Source organism: Nonomuraea sp. NPDC059023 (assembly GCF_042740095.1).
GTDB lineage: Bacteria > Actinomycetota > Actinomycetes > Streptosporangiales > Streptosporangiaceae > Nonomuraea.
Window position 1 is genome coordinate 215,337 of the sequence record NZ_JBHYIO010000002.1, and the last position, 21,608, is coordinate 236,944.

Annotated in this window: 19 protein-coding genes and 1 pseudogene; 9 read left to right on the top strand and 11 right to left on the bottom strand. The window is 71.3% G+C overall.

The features are described from left to right. Positions 1-32: 32 nt before the first annotated feature. Positions 33-767, top strand: coding sequence for a polyphosphate--glucose phosphotransferase (gene ppgK / locus ACFWYW_RS04375; protein WP_379609621.1), 735 nt, complete (start codon positions 33-35; stop codon positions 765-767). Here ppgK and ACFWYW_RS04380 read toward each other — a convergent pair. Together ACFWYW_RS04380 and ACFWYW_RS04385 are read right to left on the bottom strand one after the other, a co-directional pair. Continuing rightward, entirely contained in the window at positions 733-2,592 is a 1,860-nt protein-coding gene (locus tag ACFWYW_RS04380) for a tetratricopeptide repeat protein (protein WP_379609622.1), read from the bottom strand. The genes ppgK and ACFWYW_RS04380 overlap by 35 nt on opposite strands. Continuing rightward, positions 2,592-3,575 (bottom strand): SIR2 family protein, encoded by a 984-nt coding sequence (locus tag ACFWYW_RS04385; protein ID WP_379609623.1) that lies wholly within the window; start codon positions 3,573-3,575, stop codon positions 2,592-2,594. The genes ACFWYW_RS04380 and ACFWYW_RS04385 overlap by 1 nt, the downstream gene beginning before the upstream one ends. A 139-nt stretch (positions 3,576-3,714) precedes the next feature. Here ACFWYW_RS04385 and fxsT point away from each other — a divergent pair, with 139 nt between their 5' ends. Next, on the top strand, positions 3,715-6,258 hold the full coding sequence (fxsT, locus tag ACFWYW_RS04390; protein ID WP_379609624.1) for an FxSxx-COOH system tetratricopeptide repeat protein: 2,544 nt from the start codon (positions 3,715-3,717) through the stop codon (positions 6,256-6,258). A 51-nt stretch (positions 6,259-6,309) separates the two neighbouring features. Here fxsT and ACFWYW_RS04395 read toward each other — a convergent pair whose 3' ends face one another. The 3 genes from ACFWYW_RS04395 to ACFWYW_RS04405 are packed head-to-tail and all read right to left on the bottom strand — an operon-like array spanning position 6,310 to position 8,309. Next, the gene (locus ACFWYW_RS04395; RefSeq protein WP_379609625.1) at positions 6,310-7,329 is read right to left on the bottom strand and encodes an aKG-HExxH-type peptide beta-hydroxylase; all 1,020 of its coding nucleotides are present in this window, start codon (positions 7,327-7,329) and stop codon (positions 6,310-6,312) included. Continuing rightward, positions 7,326-7,496, bottom strand: a complete 171-nt coding sequence (locus tag ACFWYW_RS04400; protein WP_184974785.1) for a hypothetical protein — start codon at positions 7,494-7,496, stop codon at positions 7,326-7,328. Before ACFWYW_RS04400 ends, ACFWYW_RS04395 begins: the two co-directional genes overlap by 4 nt. Before the next feature lie 51 nt (positions 7,497-7,547). Further along, a complete protein-coding gene (locus ACFWYW_RS04405; RefSeq protein ID WP_379609626.1) occupies positions 7,548-8,309 on the bottom strand; it encodes a hypothetical protein in 762 nt (253 codons plus the stop codon). A 257-nt stretch (positions 8,310-8,566) separates the two neighbouring features. Here ACFWYW_RS04405 and hrpA point away from each other — a divergent pair, with 257 nt between their 5' ends. Next, the gene (hrpA, locus tag ACFWYW_RS04410; RefSeq protein ID WP_379609627.1) at positions 8,567-12,433 is read left to right on the top strand and encodes an ATP-dependent RNA helicase HrpA; all 3,867 of its coding nucleotides are present in this window, start codon (positions 8,567-8,569) and stop codon (positions 12,431-12,433) included. On the opposite strand, the gene ACFWYW_RS04415 is transcribed toward hrpA, so the two are convergent. The 4 genes and pseudogenes from ACFWYW_RS04415 to ACFWYW_RS04430 form a co-directional block, all read right to left on the bottom strand. Continuing rightward, on the bottom strand, positions 12,423-13,016 hold the full coding sequence (locus tag ACFWYW_RS04415) for a Uma2 family endonuclease (protein ID WP_379609628.1): 594 nt from the start codon (positions 13,014-13,016) through the stop codon (positions 12,423-12,425). The two genes, hrpA and ACFWYW_RS04415, sit on opposite strands and share 11 nt — an antisense overlap. A gap of 120 nt (positions 13,017-13,136) precedes the next feature. Then, a complete protein-coding gene (locus ACFWYW_RS04420) occupies positions 13,137-13,736 on the bottom strand; it encodes a Uma2 family endonuclease (RefSeq protein WP_379609629.1) in 600 nt (199 codons plus the stop codon). A 44-nt stretch (positions 13,737-13,780) separates the two neighbouring features. After that, positions 13,781-14,503 (bottom strand): ABC transporter permease, encoded by a 723-nt coding sequence (locus ACFWYW_RS04425; RefSeq protein WP_379609630.1) that lies wholly within the window; start codon positions 14,501-14,503, stop codon positions 13,781-13,783. 50 nt (positions 14,504-14,553) lie between these two features. Next, positions 14,554-15,213, bottom strand: a pseudogene (locus ACFWYW_RS04430) (ABC transporter ATP-binding protein); the annotation flags it as partial. Between the two features lie 113 nt (positions 15,214-15,326). Here ACFWYW_RS04430 and ACFWYW_RS04435 point away from each other — a divergent pair. Genes ACFWYW_RS04435 through ACFWYW_RS04460 form a run of 6 tightly spaced genes read left to right on the top strand, consistent with a single transcriptional unit; the run spans position 15,327 to position 19,115 of the window. Beyond that, the gene (locus ACFWYW_RS04435; protein WP_379609743.1) at positions 15,327-16,406 is read left to right on the top strand and encodes a sensor histidine kinase; all 1,080 of its coding nucleotides are present in this window, start codon (positions 15,327-15,329) and stop codon (positions 16,404-16,406) included. Further along, positions 16,403-17,038, top strand: coding sequence for a response regulator (locus ACFWYW_RS04440; protein ID WP_379609631.1), 636 nt, complete (start codon positions 16,403-16,405; stop codon positions 17,036-17,038). Before ACFWYW_RS04435 ends, ACFWYW_RS04440 begins: the two co-directional genes overlap by 4 nt. Before the next feature lie 33 nt (positions 17,039-17,071). After that, the gene (locus tag ACFWYW_RS04445) at positions 17,072-17,620 is read left to right on the top strand and encodes a TetR/AcrR family transcriptional regulator (protein ID WP_379609632.1); all 549 of its coding nucleotides are present in this window, start codon (positions 17,072-17,074) and stop codon (positions 17,618-17,620) included. Next, on the top strand, positions 17,604-18,008 hold the full coding sequence (locus ACFWYW_RS04450; protein WP_379609633.1) for a DUF5360 family protein: 405 nt from the start codon (positions 17,604-17,606) through the stop codon (positions 18,006-18,008). The genes ACFWYW_RS04445 and ACFWYW_RS04450 overlap by 17 nt, the downstream gene beginning before the upstream one ends. After that, the gene (locus ACFWYW_RS04455) at positions 18,005-18,406 is read left to right on the top strand and encodes a DUF1992 domain-containing protein (protein ID WP_379609634.1); all 402 of its coding nucleotides are present in this window, start codon (positions 18,005-18,007) and stop codon (positions 18,404-18,406) included. The genes ACFWYW_RS04450 and ACFWYW_RS04455 overlap by 4 nt, the downstream gene beginning before the upstream one ends. 43 nt (positions 18,407-18,449) lie before the next feature. After that, positions 18,450-19,115 carry an HAD family hydrolase gene (locus tag ACFWYW_RS04460; protein WP_379609635.1) on the top strand — a complete coding sequence of 222 codons (666 nt, stop codon included), beginning with the start codon at positions 18,450-18,452 and terminating at the stop codon, positions 19,113-19,115. On the opposite strand, the gene ACFWYW_RS04465 is transcribed toward ACFWYW_RS04460, so the two are convergent. Together ACFWYW_RS04465 and ACFWYW_RS04470 are read right to left on the bottom strand one after the other, a co-directional pair. Further along, positions 19,094-19,402, bottom strand: coding sequence for a DUF5709 domain-containing protein (locus ACFWYW_RS04465; protein WP_379609636.1), 309 nt, complete (start codon positions 19,400-19,402; stop codon positions 19,094-19,096). The genes ACFWYW_RS04460 and ACFWYW_RS04465 overlap by 22 nt on opposite strands. A gap of 665 nt (positions 19,403-20,067) precedes the next feature. Next, a complete protein-coding gene (locus tag ACFWYW_RS04470; RefSeq protein WP_379609637.1) occupies positions 20,068-21,606 on the bottom strand; it encodes a gamma-glutamyltransferase family protein in 1,539 nt (512 codons plus the stop codon). Positions 21,607-21,608: the final 2 nt, after the last annotated feature.

The window sequence follows — 21,608 nt, forward strand, 5'->3', positions numbered from 1 at the left end:
CATCGCTCGCTAGGACCGGGAATGGGACAGACATGGAAGTTTTGGGCATTGATATCGGCGGCTCGGGGATCAAGGGCGCACCGGTGGACGTCGCCGCCGGGCGCCTCACGAAGGAGCGCCTGCGCATCCCCACGCCGCAGCCCGCCAAGCCCGCCGCCGTCGCCGCGACCGTGGCCGAGATCGTCGAGCACTTCGCCTGGACCGGTCCGGTCGGCGTGACCTTCCCCGGCGTGGTGATGGACGGCGTGGTCAAGACCGCCGCGAACGTCCACCACTCGTGGGTCGGCGTCAACGCCTCGGAGTTGTTCGACGGCGCCCGGGTGATCAACGACGCCGACGCCGCGGGCCTGGCGGAACTCGCCTTCGGAGAGGGCCGGGGACGGAAGGGGACCGTCCTGATGCTGACGTTCGGCACGGGGATCGGCAGCGCCCTGTTCATCGACGGCACGCTCGTGCCCAACACCGAACTGGGCCACCTCGAACTGCACGGCAAGGACGCCGAGCACCGCGCCTCCGACCGCGCCCGCGAGGAGCACGACCTCGGCTGGAAGGACTGGGCGGAACGCGTCGAGACCTACCTGAAGCACGTGGAGATGTTGTTCTCGCCCTCGCTGTTCATCATCGGCGGCGGCGTCAGCAAGAAGGCCGACAGGTTCCTGCCGCACGTGAAGATCGACACCCCGATCGTGCCCGCCGCGCTGCAGAACGAGGCGGGCATCATCGGCGCCGCCCTCACCTGCGCAGGCGGGCCGCACGCTCCCGCGTGAGCGGATGGCCCGGCGCCAGCAGCAGGGCCGTCTCCATGGCGGCCGCCGCCTCCTCGTGCCGTCCGAGCCCCGCGAGGGCCAGCGCCCGCGCCGAGTGGGCGTCCGCCTCGTCCTCCGGGTTCAGGCCGGAGGCCAGGGCCCGGTCGAGGTCGGCGAGAGCCCTGGCGTACAGGCGCAGGTCGACGCGGGCCTGACCGCGGCCGGACAGCGCGCGGGCGGTCGCGGCGGCCTCGGCGCCGGGGCGCGCCGTGATCGCCTGCGCGAACTCCGCCTCCGCGTCCGCCGGCGAGCCCAGCCGCCACAGCGCGAAGCCGAGGCCGGTCCTGGCCTCGACGTCGGTGCGGTTGATCTCCACGGCCTGCCGGTAGAGGTCCGCCGCCGCCCGGTGGTCGCCGCTGGTGGCCACCACGTTGGCCAGCGCCGACAGCGACCGCGCCGTCGAGACCCGGTCGGCCAGCGACTCGAAGCCGTTGAGCGCGCTCCTGAAGCTCTCCCTGGCCGCGTTCAGGTCGCCCTCCACCAGCGCGATCTCGCCGTGCAGCGCCATGGCCTGCGCCTGCCTGCGGGTGTCTCCCTCCTCCTGGTAGCGGCTGGCGGCGACGGAGGCCAGGCGGCGGGCGCCGGTGAAGTTGCCCTCGCCGAAGGCGGCCGCGGCGGCCTCGGTGAAGACACCGGCGTCGGCGGGTATCCCGGCCGGCCCCGCCTCGGCGAACCCGTCGTCGCCGGCCCGCCGTACGACCTCGATCATCTGGTCCTGCCCGAGCTGGTACCACGTGCCGCGCAGGCGTGTCGTCGCGGTCAGCAGGTGCCGGGCGACCAGGGCGTCGGCGAGCTCGTTGCGCATGTCGGCCGTTCTGGTCAGCCCGCGGAGTTTGGTGTCGCGGGTGCCGTACTCGGTGATGAACGCCGACTCCACCCACGCGCGCACCTTCGCCACGGGGACGCCGGTCTCCAGGCCCGCCTCCTCGGTGGCCCGCCGGTAGAAGGCGCTCAGCGCCTGGGCGACGCCGGGGATGCCGGTCAGGCCGGGATCGGCCCAGCTCTCGGCGCAGACGATCTGCAGGTGCAGCGGCTCGACCAGGGGCTCCTCCACGGTGACGACGTTGCCCAGCAGGTCGGCGTGGGTGCTGGTGCGCAGCCGGTCCACGAGCGCGCGCGTCTCCTCGTCCGGCAGTTCCCTGCCGGTCCCACGCCTTGGTCCCTGTACGGCTTCCGCCGCCGCCCGCTCGTCGAGCCCGTAGAGCTGCCGGTAGTTCGGGAGCACCCCGAGCAGGGCCTCGCTGGCTTTGACCGAGGCGAGATGGTCGTCGCGCACGACCAGCAGCAGGTTGAGCGAGGGGATGTCGGCCAATGCCCCGGCGAGCTGGCGCAGCAGGCCCTCGCGCTCGGCCACCCGGGTCGGGAAGGCGCTGTAGACCTCCTCGAACTGGTCGACGGCCGCCAGCAGCCGCCCGCTCGGCGGCATCCGGGTGACCCGCCCGGCCAGGAACTCCGTGACGGTGGTGCCCGGCGAGGCCGGCGCTCCCCAGTCGCTGAGCACCGAGTAGACGAAGGCGTTGTGCCCGGCGGCGACCGCGCGCGGTGGCGCGGGCGGGGCGAGGCGGCTCGGGCGCAGCGTGACGACGTGCGGCTCCTGTTCCAGGAGCGGCAGGATGCCCGCCTGCAGCAGTGAGGTCTTGCCCACCGCCGGCGGCCCGTGCAGTACGGTGACGCGGTCGGCCAGCCAGTCGAGGGAGAGGTTGCGGGCCTGGACCCGGCGGCCGAAGAAGAGGCCCGCCTCGGAGCGCAGGAACGGGCGTGGACCGACGTAGGGCGAGTCGTTCATCACGTCCCTCTCAGCCGCGAGTCGAGCATGGCGGTGAACTCCTCCAGTGACATCCAGAAGATCTCGATCTGCTGCCGGCCCAACCGCTTGTCTAGGTATTCGCGCACCGCGGCCCTTCGTTTCACCCGCGGATCGAGCTGGAGGCACACGTGGCTGCTTCGCTGCCCGTCGGGCATGGCGATCATGAGCGACTTGAAGAGCGTCCAGAAGGTCGAGTCGCGCAGGCTGTAGCCGAGGAAGAGCAGCGGCGCGCGGCGTAACCGGGTGCGGACGTAGGACGGCACGATGGCCGCCCGGTCGCCCTCAGGGGTCAGGCTCTTGTCCCGGCCGTCGCGGGCGTGACGGACGTGGAAGTCGATGTAGTCGTCCTCGGTCAGCACCATCGAGTGCGGGATGGAGTGGTGGCCGTGCAGGTGGAAGACGAGGGGACGCTCGGCCGTGGGGTCGTCGGCGGGCAGGGGCGGCCGCCGGTCGTCGTCATCGTCCATCCCGGAGGAATACCACGGACTAACATTCCAGGTCGGTCTTTTACCAGCTCGTTGCAGCGCCTCCACCATGAAATCGTCGTAGTTCGTCGTCAGATATAGAGGAAGATCGCAACGTGCCAAGATGTGGTGGATATCAAGCTGATTGGTAGTTAACGTGACTTGCGAGAAAACTGTCCGGTGGAGTGCCCGTTTGAGTTGGTTTGCATCGTGATTGAACGCCATCACAACTGCATACTGCATGACGCTGGACAGGTTGTCGGCGTCATGGTACGGATAGCGGACTTGTTCGGCCCAGTCCTTGGCCAGCGCCGCGCCCGTGGGCAGGCCCTGGCTCGCGCCCGCACCCAAGAAAGGGACACACTCTTTCTCCTTAATTGACTTAACCAGATTCTCCCAGCCTCTAGTGCTCTGCACGTTCCCTGCCGTTCTGGTCCAGGTGGAATCTTCAGTAATCCGGATGGAACGGCGTGAGTCAACGGCCAGGAAAAACGCCATATCTCCTCGGCGGCGGGCAGTCTGGAAGCAAGAAGTCCTCGCCTACCATTGAAGCTTGACAAGGTGAGGCGTTCAATGCGTACAAATCCCCATTCGTGGGACATATCTCCGGTTTGAATATGAGCAGGGAGCGATCGGCGTGACACTAGGGGCGTCCGAGGGCGGAGCGAGATCCCGCGTCACCGCATGGGGCAAGGAAATCCCTTTCCGTAACCCCAACTTCACCGGGCGTATCGCCGAGATCGAGGAACTGAGACGCGGCCTGGCCCGGGAGAGCGCGGCCGTGATCGACCAGCCGCCCCAGGCACTGTTCGGTCTCGGCGGCGTTGGCAAGACCGAGATCGCGGCCGAGTACGCCCACCGCCACCGCGGCGACTACGACCTCGTCTGGTGGATCCGGTCGGAGCAGGAGACCGCCGTGGTCAACGGCCTGGTCGCGCTCGGCCGCCGGATGCAGCCCCCCGGCTTCCGCGCCGAGGAGCGCGACTACTCGGCCCAGCTGGTGATCGAGGCCCTGGAGAAGGGCGAGCCGTACGGCGACTGGCTGATCATCTTCGACAACGCGAACAACGCCGGGATGATCTCGGAGTACATCCCGCGGGGGCGGGGACACGTGATCATCACCTCGCGCGACTCCCACTGGCGCAAGGCGCTGGGCGTCTCGGGGATCGAGGTGGGGGAGTTCACCCCCGACGAGACGGTGGAGTTCCTGAGCAAGCGGGTGCCCGCCCTCGCCGGCCGCGGGGCCGAGGCCGCCACGCTGGCCGCCGAACTCGGGCACCTGCCGCTGGCCGCCGAGCACGCCGCCGCGTACATGAACGAGACCGGGACCTCCGCCGCCGAGTACCTGACCAAGCTGCGCGACAACGCGCACGAGCTGCTGGCGCGGGAGGTCGACATCCCCTACCCGCTCGCCGTGGCCGCCACCTGGGGCGTCTCGCGCGACGCCATCTCGCCGGAGGCCGACACGCTCTTCCAGGTCATGGCGTTCTTCGCGCCGGAGCCGATCGCCGAGGAACTGCTCGCGCAGCCCGCCAAGGCCGGTGACCTGCCCGAGGAGCTCGGCCGGGTGCTCGGGGACGTCGGCGAGCTCAGGCAGGCCGCCCGCCAGCTCGCCCGCTTCTCCCTGGCCAAGATCGACGGTGTGCTCAACGCCGTGCAGATGCACCGCGTGGTCCAGGCCGTGACCCGGAGCCGCCTGACGCGCGAGGACCCGGAGCAGGCCGAGCGGTTCCGCCATGCCGTACACCTGCTGCTGGCCGGATCCGATCCCGGCGCGCCGGGACTCGACGAGAGCGACCCCCTCTACGAGCGCTCGCGCAGCCACATCGTGCCGTCGGGCGCCGTCGAGAGCGCCGACGCCACCGTCCGGCAGCTGATCATCAACCAGGTGCGCCGCCTGCACCGCCGCGGCGGCTTCTTCGAGAGCCTCTCGCTCGGCGAGCTGGCCCTGGACGAATGGAAGCTCCGCTTCGGGGAGAACGACCGGCACACGCTCGCGCTGGCCATCGAGGTCGGCAAGGCCACCCGGCTGAGCGGCCACTGGGAGCGCGCCTACGCGCTCAACCTCGAAACGCTCGAACGGCTGCGCACCTTCGGCGAGGACGACCAGACCTACCTGGCCTGCGCCCTCAGCCACGGCGTCGACCTGTGCATGATGGGCCGCTACCAGCAGGCGCTCGACAACGACCTCGATCTGCTGCCGCGCTACGAGCGGGTCTTCCGCCCCGAGCACGAGTTCACGCTCCAGGTGCGCAACAACATCGCGATCAGCCTGCGCTGCCTGGGCCGCTTCGAGGAGGCCCTGGAGCACGACCGGATCGCGCTGACCATGCGCGAGAACATGTTCGGGCCCCAGGAGGACCAGACCCTGACCTCCCGCTTCGCCGTGGCCCGCGACCTGCGCCGCATGGGCAGCTACGAGCAGGGCCTGGACATGATCAGGGACGTCGACCAGCTGCTCGTGCGCATGAACGCCCCCTGGGACGCGCTGCGCGTGTTCACCGCGCTCGACCTGGCGATCGCGCTGCGCCGCGTGGGCTTCCACCAGCAGGCCGCCGCCCAGGCCGAGGAGACCCTCACGACGCAGATCGCGTCCAAGGGGCCCGACCACAGGATGACGCTGCTGGTGTCCACGAACGTCATCAACGACCGCCGGCTGATCGACGACCTGGCCGGAGCCCAGGCGCTCGGCGAGCAGACCGTCGCCGGCTGGGTGAAGGCGGCGGGCGACGACCACCCCAACACGCTGTCGGCCCGCGCCAACCTCGCGGTCGTGATGAGGGTACGCGGCAACCCGCGCGCCGCCCGCGAACTGAACGAACAGGCACTCGCCGGGTTCCGCCGCCACTTCGGCGACGACCACACCAGCACGCTGGTCGTCATGCACAACCTCGCCAGCGACCTGGCCATGATGGGCGCGGTGCGCCAGGCTCGCGAGCTGGGCGAGGCGGCCTATGAGGGCCATCGGCGGGTACGCGGCGGGTTCCACCCCTGCACGCTGGCCACCGGGGCCAACCTCTCCGTCGACCGGCTGGCCGACGGCGACGAGGAGGGCGCCGCGCGGCTGCGCGAGGAGATCCTGGCGGCCTACGCCGAGACGCTGTCCATCGAGCACCCCGAGGCCCGCCTGGCCGCCCAGCAGGGCCGGATCAACCTCGACGTGGAACCGATGATGAGCTGAACCCCCGGGCCAGGGCGGTCTCTCGGGCACTCAGGCTGGCTTGGCGCGCGTTCAGGCTAAGGCGGCTTCGGCCGCGCGGGCGGCCGGGGCGGGGACCGGTTCGGCCAGGGCGGCGCGGATGCGGGCCTCCAGCGGCCGGGCCAGGACCGCCCCCGCCGGTGTCAGCGCCCCCGACCGGCCGAGCTGCTCCATGGCCCGGCCGGTCGCCAGCCGCCACAGGGCGAAGGCCGCCGCGTGGCCGGGCCGGTCCTCCCGCGGCCCCGCCAGCCACTCGGCCCGGTGGAACTCCACCACGGCCACGTGCGCGAAGATGCCCTGCAGGGTGGCGCCGGCGTCGCGCTCGCCGTCCCGCCAGTGCACCGCGAACCGGCCCGGATGTCCCGGCACGGTCAGTGCGACGATCTCCTCGGCCGCCCCGAGCACCTGGTGCTGAAGTTCGTGGGTGAACGTGGCGGCCAGCTCCGCGGCGTCGGCGGGAGCGGAGAGCGCCACCGCGCCGAAGGCGGCGCCGGAGGTGGCGCTGAAGGTCTCGGGCGGAGCCGGCGGGACGACCGGCACGACGGTGGTGACCAGCTCGGCCATCGCGGCGGCGACGCGCGGGTGCCGCGCGCGCAGCAGCCGGTACGCCTGGCGGCACAACCCCGTCCAGTCCACCGGCCCGAGCCGGTCGGCGACCGCCAGCCCGAAATGCCCCCGCAGCGGCTCACCGGTCTCCAACCGGAGCCTGAGCGGCCTCGGACCGTCGAGCGCGACCGGCCCCTGCTCACGCTCCAGCGCGGCCAGCAGTACGCCGGTGTCGCCGGTTCCGTAGCGCAGGGCGTCGTCGGCCCAGGCGCCGAGCTGGGGCGAGATCAGGACGTCCAGCGCGTGGCCCGGATGGGCGCCCAGGCGCCGCCAGAGGTCGTCGATGGCGGCCGAGCCGGACAGCCGCCGGACCGATTCGAGCAGGGCGATGTTCCTGCTGGCGATCGCCCGCTTGAGCGTGTCGGCGAGCGCGGGCGGGAGCTCGCCCGCGCCCAGCCCGGCCAGGTCGGCGGGCGACAGCGTGTGCCGGGCGTAGCCGCCGGTCACCGATCTCGCGGGCCAGGTTGATCGGGCTGGGGGCAGGCCTTGTCGCTCTTGTTCCATCGCCGGCTGGCGGGGTCGGTCGCCATGTGGCGGGCCAGAGACTCGCGCAGGACCTCATCCGGCACCGTTGCCAGGCGGTCGAACGGGATATGGGTCAGATCGACGAGCATGGACTCGCCCATAGAACCCCCTGCGGCCATGTGGTGTCCCTTTCTCAGTCGCTATTCACCGTGTTGTCGGCTAAGCACTCTTGAAGAGTCCCAAATCCTCTCGAACTGCTCAATCCAGTAGTGGTACCAGTACCCATGCGCGCGCCGGGTCAATTCCAGGTGCATACGGTTGTCGGTCGCCCGGTTGCCGACGCCGTGGAGCTCCACGATCACCGTGCCGTCGCCGCCCGCCGGATTGACGGCGAGAATGCTGAATCCCGGATTGTAGGAGAAAGTGGCGTACTCCACCCCGCCCGCCACATGCCAGTCCGTCATCGCGGCCAGCCGGTCGAGCGCCGTCGCGATGCTCGCCGGCAGGTTCTGCAAGGGGAACTCCAGCCCGGCGTCGAGCTGACGGGTGGCGAGGTCGACGGCGTGGAGTTCCTCCGGGTCCAGGAGCACGACGCGGAAGACGCCGTCGGAACGGCTCAGCACGGTCCGGCGGATGATCTCGCAGTTGGCCTCGGACAGCAGGTTGATGCCGGAAGGGGCGAACAGCCACACCTCCTTCGCGTCCGTGAGCCGGTCGCGCAGAGGATGCGTCTCGAAGTCGGCCCGGTCACCCAGCGGCGGGCGCGAGCGGTCGGGCACGGTGATCCGGTGGAGCAGCACGCCCATTCCGGCCAGGATCGCCGCCCACCGGTACTGCTCGGCCACGGCCTCCCCGACCAGCGTCAGCACCGCGAAGACGATCGCCACGACCGCGATTACGTAGGCGTCGAGGTTCCTGCGCTCACGGACATCACGCAGGATGCGGCGGGCTGAACGGCGCATGGCACCTCCGCCTCGATCGTGTCATCGGTCAGGAGGCGCGTCCATACGGCCAGAAATCCTTCGGGATCATGCAACCCTTCAGGCGTCTCAGGAGTCTCACTAGTGTCCGTGATCGACCGTGGTGAACTCTGGGGAGAGTGCTGACACACCGCGGCCGGTCACGGACGCTGCCGATATTGGGATGCGATCCACGGCGCGGTCAGGCACGATGGACCGTTGGCACCCGGCACGCGGGGCTCAAATATCCTGAAAGCAGTATGGGAACCTCGTCGTTGTCTTCTCCACTCACCGAGCTCCAGAGCCGCCTGCCCGAGCTCATGCCGCGCGACCAGCGGCGGCTTCGGCGCAGGCTCGACGGCGTGCGCCGGGTGCGCTCGCGCGAGGCGCGGGACAAGATCACCGCGGAGATCCTCGCCGACGTGGAGCGCGCCGAGCAGCGCCTGGCCCGCCGCCGCGAAGCCGTACCCGTGGTGAAATATCCGCCGGAGCTGCCCGTCTCCCAGCGCAAGGACGACATCCTCGCGGCCATCCGCGACCACCAGGTCGTGATCATCGCGGGCGAGACCGGATCGGGAAAGACGACGCAGATCCCCAAGATCTGCCTCGAACTCGGGCGGGGCGTGCGCGGCCTCATCGGGCACACCCAGCCCCGCCGCATCGCCGCCCGCACCGTCGCCGAGCGCATCGCCGAGGAGCTCGGCACCGACCTCGGCCAGGCCGTCGGCTACAAGGTCCGCTTCACCGACCAGGCCAGTGACAAGACCCTGGTCAAGCTCATGACCGACGGCATCCTGCTGGCCGAGCTGCAGAACGACCGGCTGCTTGAGCAGTACGACACGCTGATCATCGACGAGGCCCACGAGCGCAGCCTCAACATCGACTTCATCCTCGGCTACCTGAAACAGCTGCTGCCCCAGCGTCCCGACCTCAAGATCATCATCACCAGCGCCACCATCGACCCCGAGCGCTTCTCCCGCCACTTCGGCGACGCCCCGATCGTCGAGGTCTCCGGCCGCACCTACCCCGTCGAGGTCCGCTACCGCCCGCTCAACGAGGACGACGACCAGACGCAGGGCATCGTGGACGCCTGCAAGGAACTGGTCCTGGAAGGGCCGGGCGACATCCTGGTCTTCCTCAGCGGCGAGCGGGAGATCCGCGACGCCGCCGACGCGCTGTCCAAGGCCGAGTTCCGCAACACCGAGATCCTCCCCCTGTACGCCCGGCTGAGCGCCGCCGAGCAACATCGCGTCTTCCAGCGCCACACCGGCAGGCGCGTCGTGCTGGCCACCAACGTGGCCGAGACGTCGCTGACCGTGCCGGGCATCAAGTACGTCGTGGACCCGGGCTTCGCCCGCATCTCCCGCTACAGCCACCGCACCAAGGTGCAGCGCCTGCCCATCGAGGCCATCTCGCAGGCCAGCGCCAACCAGCGCAAGGGGCGGTCCGGGCGTACCTCCGACGGCATCTGCGTCCGGCTGTACGAGGAGGAGGACTTCCTCAACCGGCCCGAGTTCACCGACCCGGAGATCCTGCGCACCAACCTCGCCAGCGTCATCCTGCAGATGACCTCGATCGGGCTGGGCGACATCGAGGCGTTCCCGTTCGTCGAGCCGCCGGACAAGCGGCAGGTACGCGACGGCGTCAACCTGCTGGTCGAACTCGGCGCCTTCGACGCCCAGGGCAAGCTCACCGGCGTCGGCCGCAAGCTCGCCGGGCTGCCGGTCGACCCGCGCCTGGCGCGCATGGTGCTGGAGGCCGACAAGAACGGGTGCCTGCGCGAGGTCATGGTCATCGCCGCCGCGCTGTCGATCCAGGACCCGCGCGAGCGCCCCGCCGACAAGCAGCAGCAAGCCGACGAGAAGCACCGGCGCTTCGCCGACCCCGAGTCCGACTTCCTCACGTATCTCAACCTCTGGAACTACCTCAAGGACAAGCAGAAGGAGCTGTCCTCCAGCGCCTTCCGCCGCCTGTGCAAGTCCGAGTTCCTCAACTACCTGCGGGTACGCGAGTGGCAGGACATCTACAGCCAGATCCGGCAGACGCTCGGGGTCCAGCCGAACAGCGCGCCGGCCGCGCCGTACCAGATCCACTCCTCGCTCCTCGTCGGGCTGCTGTCGCACATCGGCGTCAAGGACGTCGTGGACAAGCAGCGCGGGCAGGACGGGCGGCGGCCGATCCAGGAGTACGTGGGCGCGCGCAACGCGCGCTTCGCGATCTTCCCCGGCTCGGCGCTGGCCAGGAAACAGCCGCAGTGGCTGATGTCGGCCGAGCTCGTCGAGACCTCGCGCCTGTGGGCCCGGGTCAACGCCAAGATCGAGCCCGACTGGGTGGAGCCGCTGGCGCAGCATCTCGTCAAGCGCAACTACTCCGAGCCGCACTGGGAGAAGAACCAGGGCGCGGTCATCGCGCTGGAGAAGGTCACGCTGTACGGCGTGCCGCTCGTCGTCGGCCGCAAGGTCAACTACGGGCGCATCGACCCGGAGCTGTCACGGGAGCTGTTCATCCGGCACGCCCTGGTCGAGGGCGACTGGGACAGCCACCACGCGTTCCTGCGCGAGAACCGCAAGCTGCTCGGCGAGGTCGAGGAGCTGGAGGCGCGGGCCAGGCGGCGCGACATCATGGTCGACGACGAGGCGCTGTTCGACTTCTACGACCAGCGCGTGCCGGCCGACGTCGTCTCCGCGCGGCACTTCGACTCCTGGTGGAAGACGGTCTCCGACAAGAGCGTGCTGACGTTCACGCCGGAGATGCTGGTCAACGAGAACGCCGACGTCAGCGCCCAGGACTACCCCGACACGTGGCGGCAGCTCGGCCAGCGGATGAAGCTGACCTACCAGTTCGAGCCGGGCGCCGACGCCGACGGCGTCACCGTGCACGTGCCGCTGCAGGTGCTCAACCAGGTCAACGGCGACGGCTTCGACTGGCAGATCCCCGGCCTGCGCGAGGAGCTGATCACCGCGCTGATCCGCGTGCTGCCCAAGCACCTGCGCCGCAACTTCGTGCCCGCGCCCAACTACGCCAAGCAGGTGCTCGCGGGCGTCAAGCCGACCGGCGAGCCGCTGCTCGACGCGGTCGAGCGCGAGCTGCTGCGGCTGACCGGGGTACGCGTCCCGCGCGACGCCTGGCAGCTCGACCAGGTGCCCGACCACCTGCGCGTCACCTACCGGGTGATCGACGAGCGCAAGCGCACGATCGCCGAGGGCAAGGACCTGGACGGGCTGAAGAAGCAGCTCGCCCCGCGCCTGCGCAAGACGCTCTCGGCCGCCGGCGACGACGTCGAGCGCACCGGGCTCCACACGTGGAGTTTCGGCACGCTGCCCAAGGTGTTCGAGCAGGGCCGGATGAAGGGCTATCCGGCGCTGGTGGACGAGGGCTCCAGCGTCGGCGTCAAGATCTACGAGACCCCGGCCGAGCAGCGCCGTTCCATGTGGACCGGCACCCGCCGCCTCCTGCTGCTCAACGTCACCAACCCGGCCAGGTCGCTGCTCGGCGGCCTGTCCAACCAGGCCAAGCTGGCGCTGTCGCGCAGCCCCCATGGCGGCGCGGTGGCGTTGTTCGACGACGTGGTCAACGCGGCGGTGGACCAGCTGATGGCCGACGTGGGCGGGCCCGCCTGGGACCCGGTCTCCTTCGACCGCCTCTACCAGCACGTACGGGCCGACCTGTACGACACCGCCCGGGACGTGCTGGGGAAGGTGGAGCAGATCCTGAGTACCTGGCACACGATCGGCACCCAGCTGTCCGGCCTGCGCCGGAGCGCCTCCACGGACGACGCCCGCGACCAGCTCGGCAAGCTCGTCTACGCGGGTTTCGTGACCGGGACCGGAGTGAAACGCCTACCCGACATCTCCCGCTATCTCCGGGCCCTTGAGCGCCGCCTGACCAAGCTGCCCGAGGAGCCGTGGCGGGATGAGGAGTGGATGGACCGGGTCCACAAGGTCGAGGACGACTACCAGGACCTGCTCGACCGGCTCGCCCCGGCCCGCCGTACCGACCCGGACGTGCGGGAGATCCGCTGGATGATCGAGGAACTCCGCGTCAGCTTCTTCGCCCAGACCCTGGGCACCCCAACCCCGGTCTCGGAGAAGCGCATCGCGAAGGCGATGGAGAAGCTCACTCCGTGAGTTCGGTGGTCTCCAGCTCGAAGTCGACGGGCTCGGGCAGGTGCAGGGTGGTGCCGAGGGGCTTAGTGTGCACGTCCTGGTACGCGTCGTCGACGATGTTGCTGTAGACGGTCATCGTGCGCGCGATCGGGTCGATCACGAGGCAGACGGGGATGCCGCCGACCGCGTAGAGCTTCGGCTTGGCGACGCGGTCCTCGCGGACACTGCCGGGGGAGACCACCTCGGCCACCATGATCACACCACGTGACTGCAGCTCGTTTCCCCACAGGGAGCAGTCTGCCGGAGCGAGCACGTAGTCGGGCACGAGCGTGTCCCGGGGTCCTTCGATGCAGATGCCGACCCCTCCGTAGCTCGCCCAGCCGTGCTTGCGCCGGACGGGGATCATCAGCTCATAGAGCAGCCCGGCGATCAGCTGGTGCCTCGGCGCACCTATGGGACTCACGCGCATGTTCCCTTCGATGACCTCGACCCGGAGACCAGGGAGGGGGGGTAGGGCATCGAACAGTTCCCGCACCGTGAAAGGCAGCTCGGCAGGCGGAGCCTCGTAGGGCGTCACGCCTTGCCTACGCGCAGTAGCGGCCATGGAACCTGTCCCTTCGTGTCCGGGCGGGTACGCTCAGTATTGCATCATGCCCCGACATCTCGCCGGTAAAGACCGCCGGCCCGGCGCCCACGGTCAGGGCGACGAAGGCGATGGAGAAGCTCACTCCTTGAAAGCGGTGGTCTCCAGGTCGAAGTCGACGGGTTCGGGCAGGTGCAGGGTCTCGCCCAGCACGCATTCGTCCTTGGTCTGATAGGCGCCGTCGGCGATGTCGCTGTAGACGGTCGCCTTCCGCTCGAGCGGGTCGAGCAGGAGGTAGACGGGGACGCCGCCGGTCGCGTAGAGGCCGACCTTCGTGACGCGATCGTCGTGCTTGCTGCTGGGCGAGACGACTTCGGCCACCATGATCAGGCCCGATGAGCGCATCTCGCGCTCTCCCCATCGGGGGCAGTCGGGCGGCAGGAGGACGTAGTCGGGCACGACCGGCTCACGCGGGCCTTCGACGCACACGTCCAGGCCACCCGGATATCCCTTCCAGCCTCGCTCCTTCCTGACCGGGAAGAGCAGATCGTGAAGATCTGCGAAGGCGCCCTGGTGTTCCGGGGATCCAACGGGGCTCACGTGCAGGTTCCCTTCGATGACCTCGACCCGGAGACCGGGCAGGGGGGGTAGGGCATCGAACAGCTCCCGCACTGTGGAAGGCAGCTCGGCAGGCGGAGCCTCGTAGGGCGTCACGCCTTGCCTACGCGCAGTAGCGGCCATGGGACCTGTCCCTTCGTGTCCGGGCGGGTACGCTCAGTATTGCATCATGCCCCGACATCTCGCCGGTAAAAGATCGCCAGCCCGGCCGCCACGGCCAGGGCGACGAAGGCGGTGTAGAGGGCGAAGCCGCCGAGGTGGCCGTCCGGCGACAGGACGGACAGGCCCGCGACCGTGGGCCAGATCCGCGCCACCCATTCCGGCAGCAGCCGGAGGATCGCGATCACCAGCACCGTGGCCGAGACGACGATGATGACGCCGCCCGCCGTCGAACGGACCAGGAACCCCATCGCCAGCCCGAACAACCCCAGCATGCCCAGGTACAGGCCCGCGCCCACGACCGCGCGCAGCGCGCCCGGGTCGCCCAGGGCGGCGTGCGGCAGGCCCGAGGCGGCGAAGACGTGCTGGCCGATCAGAAAGGATGCCACGGCGGTCAGGAGCCCGGCGGCCGTGCCCAGCGACGCCACCACGGCGCACTTGGCGGCGAAGAGGCGGCTCCGGCCCGGTACGGCCATCACGCTGGTCCTGATGGTGCCGCCCGCGTACTCGGAGGTGACGGCGAGCACGCCCAGCACACCGATCGCGACCTGGCCGAACAGCAGGCCGCCCTGGAGGCTGGCGGCGACCGGCTCCAGGCGCTCGCCCTCGCGGGCCGCCTCCGCCGCGGCGCCTGCCATGATCACACCGAGCCCCGCCGTGAGGACGGCGAGGGCGGCCAGGCACCACCAGGTCGAGTGAAGCGTCCGCAGTTTGATCCATTCCGCTCTCATGATCCGAACTCCACGCTGTCGGCGGTCAGGGCGAGGTAGGCGTCCTCCAGGGAGCCGGTCACGCTGGTCATCGGCGTGTCGGCCAGCAGGCGGCCCCGGCCGATGACGATCAGGTGGTCGGCGGTCTGCTCCATCTCGGCGAGCAGGTGGCTGGAGACCAGGACCGTACGGCCCTCGGCGGCCAGCCCGCGCATCAGGCCGCGGATCCAGCGGATGCCGCCCGGGTCCAGCCCGTTCACCGGCTCGTCGAAGATCAGCACGCCCGGATCGCCCAGGAGCGCCGCCGCGATGCCGAGCCGCTGCGACATGCCCAGCGAGAACGTCCCGGCCCGCCGGTCCGCGACGCCGTCCAGGCCCACCTGCTCCAGTACGGCGGTGACGCGCCTGTCGCGGATGCGGTTGCTCGCCGCGAGCATGCGCAGGTGGTCGCGGGCGCTCCTGCGCGGGTGCGCGGCCCGCCCGTCCAGCAGGACGCCGACCTCGCGCAGCGGCGCGGGCAGCCCGTGGTACGGCCGGCCGCCGACGGCCGCCCGCCCCGAGCTGGGACGGTCGAGGCCGACGATCATCCGGATCGTGGTGCTCTTGCCCGCCCCGTTCGGGCCGAGGAAGCCGGTGACGACTCCGGGGTGGACGGCGCAGGTCAGGTCGTCCACGGCGGTGGCGCGGCCGTACCTCTTGGTGAGTCCTTCCAGGGTGATGGTGTGGTTCATGGGAGAGATTCCACCGTCGCGGGGCCGTCGGGCAGAAGCTCGGAAAGTGGTGACACCTGCGACTTTCGTAGGGTCCGGTGCGGGCGGTGGCGGCCTAGGGTGAGGGCGTGCTGATGCGCGTCGTGATGACCCTCGCCGCCCTGATGCTCTCGCTCCACGTCGTGGGCACGCTCGGCCCGCCGTGGCCGGTGGCCGTCGCGCTGGTCGCGTCCGGGCTGGTCCTGCTGATCCGCTCGCCCCTCGTGGTCGCCTGGGCGACGGTGGGGGCGGCCCTCGTCCACCTGCTCGCGGCGCCGGTGCACCTGGAGATGCTCCTCTGGGCGCCGCCGGCCGCGCCGTTCGCCGCCTATCTGGCGCTGCGGCACGCGCCCCGCAGCCCGGCCGCGGTGGTGCCCGTCGCGCTGTTCACCGCGCTGGCGGTGTGGTGGGGGCCGACGTCGGAGTTCGGGATCCGCACCGTGCTGCTGACCGCGGCCGCGGGGGTGCTCGGCCTGTACCTGTCCACGCGCGTCAACCTGCTGCGGGCGCTCACCGACCGCGCCGAGCGGGCCGAGCGCGAGCAGCACCTGCTCGCCGAGCAGGCCAGGGGAGAGGAGCGGGTACGGCTCGCCGCCGAGATCCACGACCTCGTCACCCACCGGGTCAGCCTCATGGTGCTCCAGGCGGGCGCCCTGGGCCTGACCGCCGCCGACCGCCCGGCCAGGGAGGCGGCCGAGACGCTGCGCGCCACCGGCTGCCAGGCGCTGGAGGAACTGCGCGAACTGGTCGGCGTGCTGCGCGCCCCGTCGGCGCCGGTGCGCGGCCAGCCCGAGGTGCCGCTCCTGCCCGCGCTGGCGGAACTGGTCGAGGGCTCGGGTCTGCGCGTCGGGTTCGAGGCCGACGACGCGCTGGTCTCGCCGGTCGTCCTGCGTACGGCGCAGCGCGCCCTGCAGGAGGCGCTGACGAACGTGCGCAAGCACGCGCCCGGCGCCGAGACCACGGTACGGCTGCGCCGCAGCGGCGACCGGGTGCGCATCACGGTGGCCAACTCCGCTCCCGCCGGTCCCGGCGACCCCGAGCTGGCGGCGGCCGGCTCCGGCACCGGCCTGCTCGGCCTGCGCGAGCGCGTGGAACTGGTGGACGGGACGCTGGCGGCGGGCCCGTCGGAGGCGGGAGGCTTCGTGGTCGACCTCACTTTGCCGGTGGCGTCGTGATCAGCGTCGTCGTGGTGGACGACGAGCCGATGGTCTGCGCCCACCTGCGCGCGATCCTCGGATCGTCGGGCGAGATCACCGTGGTGGACGAGGCGCACGACGGCGCCGCCGGGGTCGAGGCGGTGGTGCGCCACCGGCCGGACCTGGTGCTCATGGACCTGCGGATGCCCGGCGTGGACGGGCTGGCGGCCATCACGCGCATCGCCAGGCTGCCCGCGCCGCCCGTGGTGCTGGTGCTGACCACGTTCGACGCCGACCACTACGTGCTGCGCGCGCTCACCTCCGGGGCGGGCGGGTACCTGCTGAAGTCGACGCCGCCCGCCGACCTGATCAATCTGGTGAAGTCGGCGGCGGGCGGTCACACGGTGCTGTCGGGTCCCGCGGCGTCCCGGCTGCTGGACGGCGCGGTCCGCCGCCAGACGGCCCGGCGCAGGCTGGAGGCGCTGACCGGGCGTGAACGGGACGTACTGGCCGGTCTGGGCGCGGGGCGCAGCAACGCGGAGATCGCCAGAGAGTTGTTCCTGACCGAGGCCACGGTCAAGGGGCACGTCTCACGCATCCTGATCAAGCTCGGCTGCTCGAACCGGACCCAGGCGGGGCTGCTGGCGTTCGAGGCCGGGCTGCCCGATTGAAAGTGTACCGGCTGACCGGTACAGTTTTGAGGCGTGCCCAGACCCAGTTCCAAGGAGCGGCTGCTCGACGCCGCCGCCGACGTCCTGCTCGCCGACGGGGCCGAGTCGCTCACGCTCGAAGCCGTCGCCAAGCGGGCCGGAGTCTCCAAAGGGGGGCTCTTCTACCACTTCCCGACCAAGCAGGCGCTGGTCGCCGGCATGGTCGAACGCCTGACCGCCGCCTTCGACGACGCTTTGGCGCGCGCGGGCGAGCGGCCCGGTGACTATCTGCGGGCCTACATCGAGGCCACCATCCCGGAACGGCCCGCCGCCGCGGCGCCCGCCGACCGGGTCACCGTCGCCCTGCTGGCCGGGGTGCTGGTCGATCCCGCCGGGCTGGAGCCGCTCAGGCAGCGCTACGCCGCCTGGCAGGAACGGCTGACCGACGACGGGATCGACCCGGCGGCCGCGACGGCCGTACGCCTGGCCGTGGACGGATGGTGGGCGGCGCGGCTGCTCGGACTCGGCGAGCCGGCACCCGACCTGCACGAGAGCACCCGCCGCTACCTCCTGGAGATGATCGACCGTGCTGCGCGCGACTAAGGCCCTGATGCTCGGCACCGACGTCGGCTTCGTCGTCTACTTCAGCGTGACGGGCCTCGGGCTGATCCCGCCCGAGTGGGCCTTCGCCGACTACGCCAACCCGCTCATGGCCGACTGGAACTGGTCGTTCCTCTGGATCGACATGCTGGCCAGCGCGACCGGGCTGACGAGCCTGTGGCTGCTGCGCGGGGGCGTGCCCCGGCCGGGCGGCCCGCCGCTCATGCTGGTCTCGCTCGTGCTGACCATGGCCTCGGGGCTGATGGCGATCGCGTTCTGGACGTTGCGCGGCGATTTCTCCCTGGCCTGGTGGATCCCCAACCTCTACCTGATGCTCTTCCCGATCCCCGCCATCTCCTGCCTGATCACGGCACGTACGATCGAGGCATGACGGAGCGCAAACCCCTTGGCACGCCGTTCGAGTCATGGATCGACCGGCAGATCCGCGAGGCCGCCGAACGCGGTGAGTTCGACGATCTGCCGGGCGCGGGCAAGCCGATCCCCGGGGCGGGCCGCCCCCAGGACGACAACTGGTGGATCAAGAACAAACTCGCCGAAGAAGGCCTGTCGATGCCGCTGCCGCCCAGCCTCGCGCTGCGCAAGGAGGCCGACGAGGTGCTCGAACTGGCGTTGAACGCGGGCTCAGAGGGCGAGGTTCGCACCCTCGTCCAGGGGATCAACGAGAAGATCAACAAGGCGATCAAGCGGGGGGCGGGCGGGCCGCCGGTCGACCTGTTCCCGTTCAACGTCGAGCGCGTGGTGGAGCGCTGGCGCGAGGCCCGGCCGTAGGTCTCGTACCCTGGTGTGCGTCCGCGCACGAGGGAAGAGGCAGATGATCAAGGCGCTGGTGTTCGACGTCGGTGAGACGCTCATCGACGAGACCCGCATCTGGAGCCGCTGGGCCGACCGGCTCGGGGTGACGCGGCTGACGTTCATGGGCGTGCTTGGGGGCGTGGCCGCCCTCGACCGCTCGCACCGCGACGCCTTCCAGATCGTACGGCCCGGCCTCGACGTGGACGCCGAGATCGCCGCCTGGCGGCGCGACGACCCGGACGGGCTGCGCAACAACTTCGACGCCGGCGACCTCTACCCGGACGTACGCCCCGCTCTCCACGCCCTGCGCGCGGCCGGCTACCAGGTGGTGATCGCCGGCAACCAGCCCGTCGAGGCCTACGACGCCCTCGTCGCCATGGACCTGCCCGCCGACTCCATCCACACCTCCGACGGGTGGGGCGTGGCCAAGCCGGCGCCCGAGTTCTTCGCCAAGGTCGCCTCGGTGGCCGGGCGCGAACCCGCCGAGATCCTGTACGTCGGCGACCGCCTCGACAACGACGTCCGCCCGGCGCGTGCGGCGGGCATGCGCACCGCCCTGCTGCGCCGCGGCCCGTGGGGGCACCTGCACGCCGACCGCCCCGAGGCGGCCGAAGTGGCCGACCTCGTCGTGAACGACCTCCAGGCGCTGCTGCCCGCCCTAGCTCAGCGATCCGGCTCGATGTGAACGGCACGCTCCTCGGCTGACAGATCCTCGCCGGCGTCGCTGCCCCAGTCCTCACCCACTTCCTCGCCGTCGACGAGCCCTTCGTCGGGGGCGGTGAGGCGGTGGTCGGCGCGCGGTTCACGGCCGGGGCCGTCGGGCAGCTCCCGCCGGAGCCGCTCGTCGAGCGTGTCACCGCGCCCCGGGTCTTCCTCCCGGATCTCGTGGTTGAGGCCGAGGTCGTCGTTCCACTCCTCGACCTCTATGCCTTGCTCGTCGCTGTATCCGTAGCGGTCCGGTGTTTCGGTCATACGCGCTCCCTACCCACGCAACCCCCGGAAACCCAACGACTTGGCCCCCCAAAGCCCCTCAACCAACCCATCCTTGCCCATTCACCACCCCCACCCCTCACCCCAACCCCACCATCCCCACACCCGCGCTCTGCACCCCGCGCGCCCCGCGCTCCACCCCTCGCCCCGCGTCGCGCGCTCTACACCTCGCGCCTGCGCCGCGCGCCCGCCCTGGGCCTCGCGCCTGCGCCCTGCGCCTCGCGCCTGCGCCGCGCGCCCGCCCTGCGCCTCGCGCCGAGCGCAATCTGGCCCCCCAGCCCACCCCGCACCTCGCGCGCCCCACCTCGCGCCCCACCCCGCACGCCCCGCCCCGCGCCGCGGGTCCTCCGCCCCGCGCGCCCCGCCCCCGCAGCCCGCGCCGCATGCGCGCCCCCGCGCTGCACGGCCTCTGCGTCGTGTGCCGCCTGGGTAGCGGCCCGGGCCCTCGTGCCCGTGCGCCGCGTGTTCTCACGCCGCGTCCCGCTGGTCCGCGTGTCCCCTACCTGTGCCTTCGAGGTCGCTGCCTCGGCCCACGGCGCGGAAGTCGCCCGTTCGGCCATCTCGGCCCAGAGTGCGGTGGGGTGGGCCGCCGGCTGTCGGTGATGGCCGATGGGCGTGGCTGCCGTTGGGTTGTGGCCGGGGCGGGGTTAGCGGCCGATGGCGGCGCCGATCATTGAGCGGGGGTCGGCGGCGCCGGCGAGTACCCCGTCAGGCCGCACGTCGATGAGGTGCGCGTGGCCGAAGCCGGTCCCGTACGGCCGTTCCAGCACCGGGTGGCCCAGGGCGGCCAGCCCGTCGCCCCACGCGGTGCCCGCCTCCACCTCCACGGCCATCTCGTCGGGCGCGTCCCACGTGTCGAACCCGGTGGTCCCGCCGAGCTTCCAGCGTGGTGCCGAGATGGCCGTGCCCGGCGCCTCGCCGTACCTGAGCAGGCGGGTGATGACCTGCAGCAAGATCTGCGGCTGCGCGTCGCCGCCCATGGTGCCCACGACGGTGCGCAACGATCCGTCGGGGCGGGTGATGAGGGCGGGCGTGAGGGTGTGGGGCGGGCGGCGGCCGGGCGCGTACTCGGCCGGATGCCCCGGCGTCAGCGAGAACCCGATGCCCCGGTTGTGGAGGTTGATCCGGGTACGCGGCTCGAAGACCATGCTGCCGAACCCCGAGGCGTTCGACTGGATGAGCGAGACGCCCATGCCGTCGCCGTCCACCGCGCACAGGTAGGTGGTGTCGCCGTCCGCGGCGGGGACGCGCACCCTGCGGCGCGCCGCCGGGTCCACCAGCGCCCGCCGCCGCGCGATCTCGTGCTCGCCGAGCAGGTCCTTGGCGTCTTCGTGCAGTACGGCGAGGCGGTCGTGACCGGCCGCCCGCGCCGCCTCCGCCAGCAGGTGCGCCCATGCCGAGCGGGCAGGGGCGGACGGCAGGTCCAGGCGGTCGGCGATGCCGAGGGCGAGCAGGAGCAGGTAGCCCTGGGAGTTGGGCGGGGCGGACCAGACGTCGTGCCCGAAGGCGCGTACGCGCAGGGGGTCGACCCAGTCGGCGTTGACCCGTTCGAGGTCGGCCGCGGTGTATTCGCCCGCGCCCAGCTCCAGCAGGCCCTGTCCGAACTCGCCGAGGTAGAAGCCGTCCCTGCCCGAGGCGGCGACCGCCTCCAGCGTGCGGCCCACGCCGGGCCGGCGTACCAGGTCGCCCTCGGCGGTGACGCCGGCGAAGTCGCCGCCGCCGGGACGCGTGGCCGCGGCCTTCGCCCCCTGCAGCATCAGCGGCGAGGCGGGGAAGCCGTCCTTGGCCAGCCGGATCGCCGGGGCGAGCACGTCGGCCAGCGGCAGCCTGCCGTACCTGCCGTGCAGGGCGATCCACCCGTCCACACAGCCCGGCACGGGCACGGACCTGATGTCGTGCAGGTGCGGCATCCTGGTGCGCCCTTCGGCGCGCAGCCGTTCGGCGTCGGCGCCGGATCCGGCGCGGCCGGAGGCGTTCAGCGCGCTCACCTGCCCGTCGTGGACGAGCGCGAACAGGTCGCCGCCCATGCCGCACATATGGGGCGCGGTGACGGTCAGAACGGCGTTGGTGGCGATGGCGGCGTCGGCCGCGGAGCCACCACGGTCGAGCATGGCGATCCCGGCCGCGGAGGCGAGGTGGTCCACGCTGCACACCATGCCGGAGCGGGCGAATCTGGTGTTCTGCACGC

What these genes read in the sequence shown, in the direction of transcription:
- ACFWYW_RS04455 (WP_379609634.1), top strand. Translation starts at nt 18,005, where the DNA reads ATGACGGAGCGCAAACCCCTTGGCACGCCGTTCGAGTCATGGATCGAC.
- ACFWYW_RS04380 (WP_379609622.1), bottom strand. Translation starts at nt 2,592, where the DNA reads ATGAACGACTCGCCCTACGTCGGTCCACGCCCGTTCCTGCGCTCCGAG.
- ACFWYW_RS04435 (WP_379609743.1), top strand. Translation starts at nt 15,327, where the DNA reads ATGCGCGTCGTGATGACCCTCGCCGCCCTGATGCTCTCGCTCCACGTC.
- ppgK (WP_379609621.1), top strand. Translation starts at nt 33, where the DNA reads ATGGAAGTTTTGGGCATTGATATCGGCGGCTCGGGGATCAAGGGCGCA.
- ACFWYW_RS04425 (WP_379609630.1), bottom strand. Translation starts at nt 14,503, where the DNA reads ATGAGAGCGGAATGGATCAAACTGCGGACGCTTCACTCGACCTGGTGG.
- ACFWYW_RS04405 (WP_379609626.1), bottom strand. Translation starts at nt 8,309, where the DNA reads ATGCGCCGTTCAGCCCGCCGCATCCTGCGTGATGTCCGTGAGCGCAGG.
- ACFWYW_RS04420 (WP_379609629.1), bottom strand. Translation starts at nt 13,736, where the DNA reads ATGGCCGCTACTGCGCGTAGGCAAGGCGTGACGCCCTACGAGGCTCCG.
- ACFWYW_RS04460 (WP_379609635.1), top strand. Translation starts at nt 18,450, where the DNA reads ATGATCAAGGCGCTGGTGTTCGACGTCGGTGAGACGCTCATCGACGAG.
- ACFWYW_RS04385 (WP_379609623.1), bottom strand. Translation starts at nt 3,575, where the DNA reads ATGGCGTTTTTCCTGGCCGTTGACTCACGCCGTTCCATCCGGATTACT.
- hrpA (WP_379609627.1), top strand. Translation starts at nt 8,567, where the DNA reads ATGGGAACCTCGTCGTTGTCTTCTCCACTCACCGAGCTCCAGAGCCGC.
- ACFWYW_RS04415 (WP_379609628.1), bottom strand. Translation starts at nt 13,016, where the DNA reads ATGGCCGCTACTGCGCGTAGGCAAGGCGTGACGCCCTACGAGGCTCCG.
- ACFWYW_RS04465 (WP_379609636.1), bottom strand. Translation starts at nt 19,402, where the DNA reads ATGACCGAAACACCGGACCGCTACGGATACAGCGACGAGCAAGGCATA.
- ACFWYW_RS04400 (WP_184974785.1), bottom strand. Translation starts at nt 7,496, where the DNA reads ATGCTCGTCGATCTGACCCATATCCCGTTCGACCGCCTGGCAACGGTG.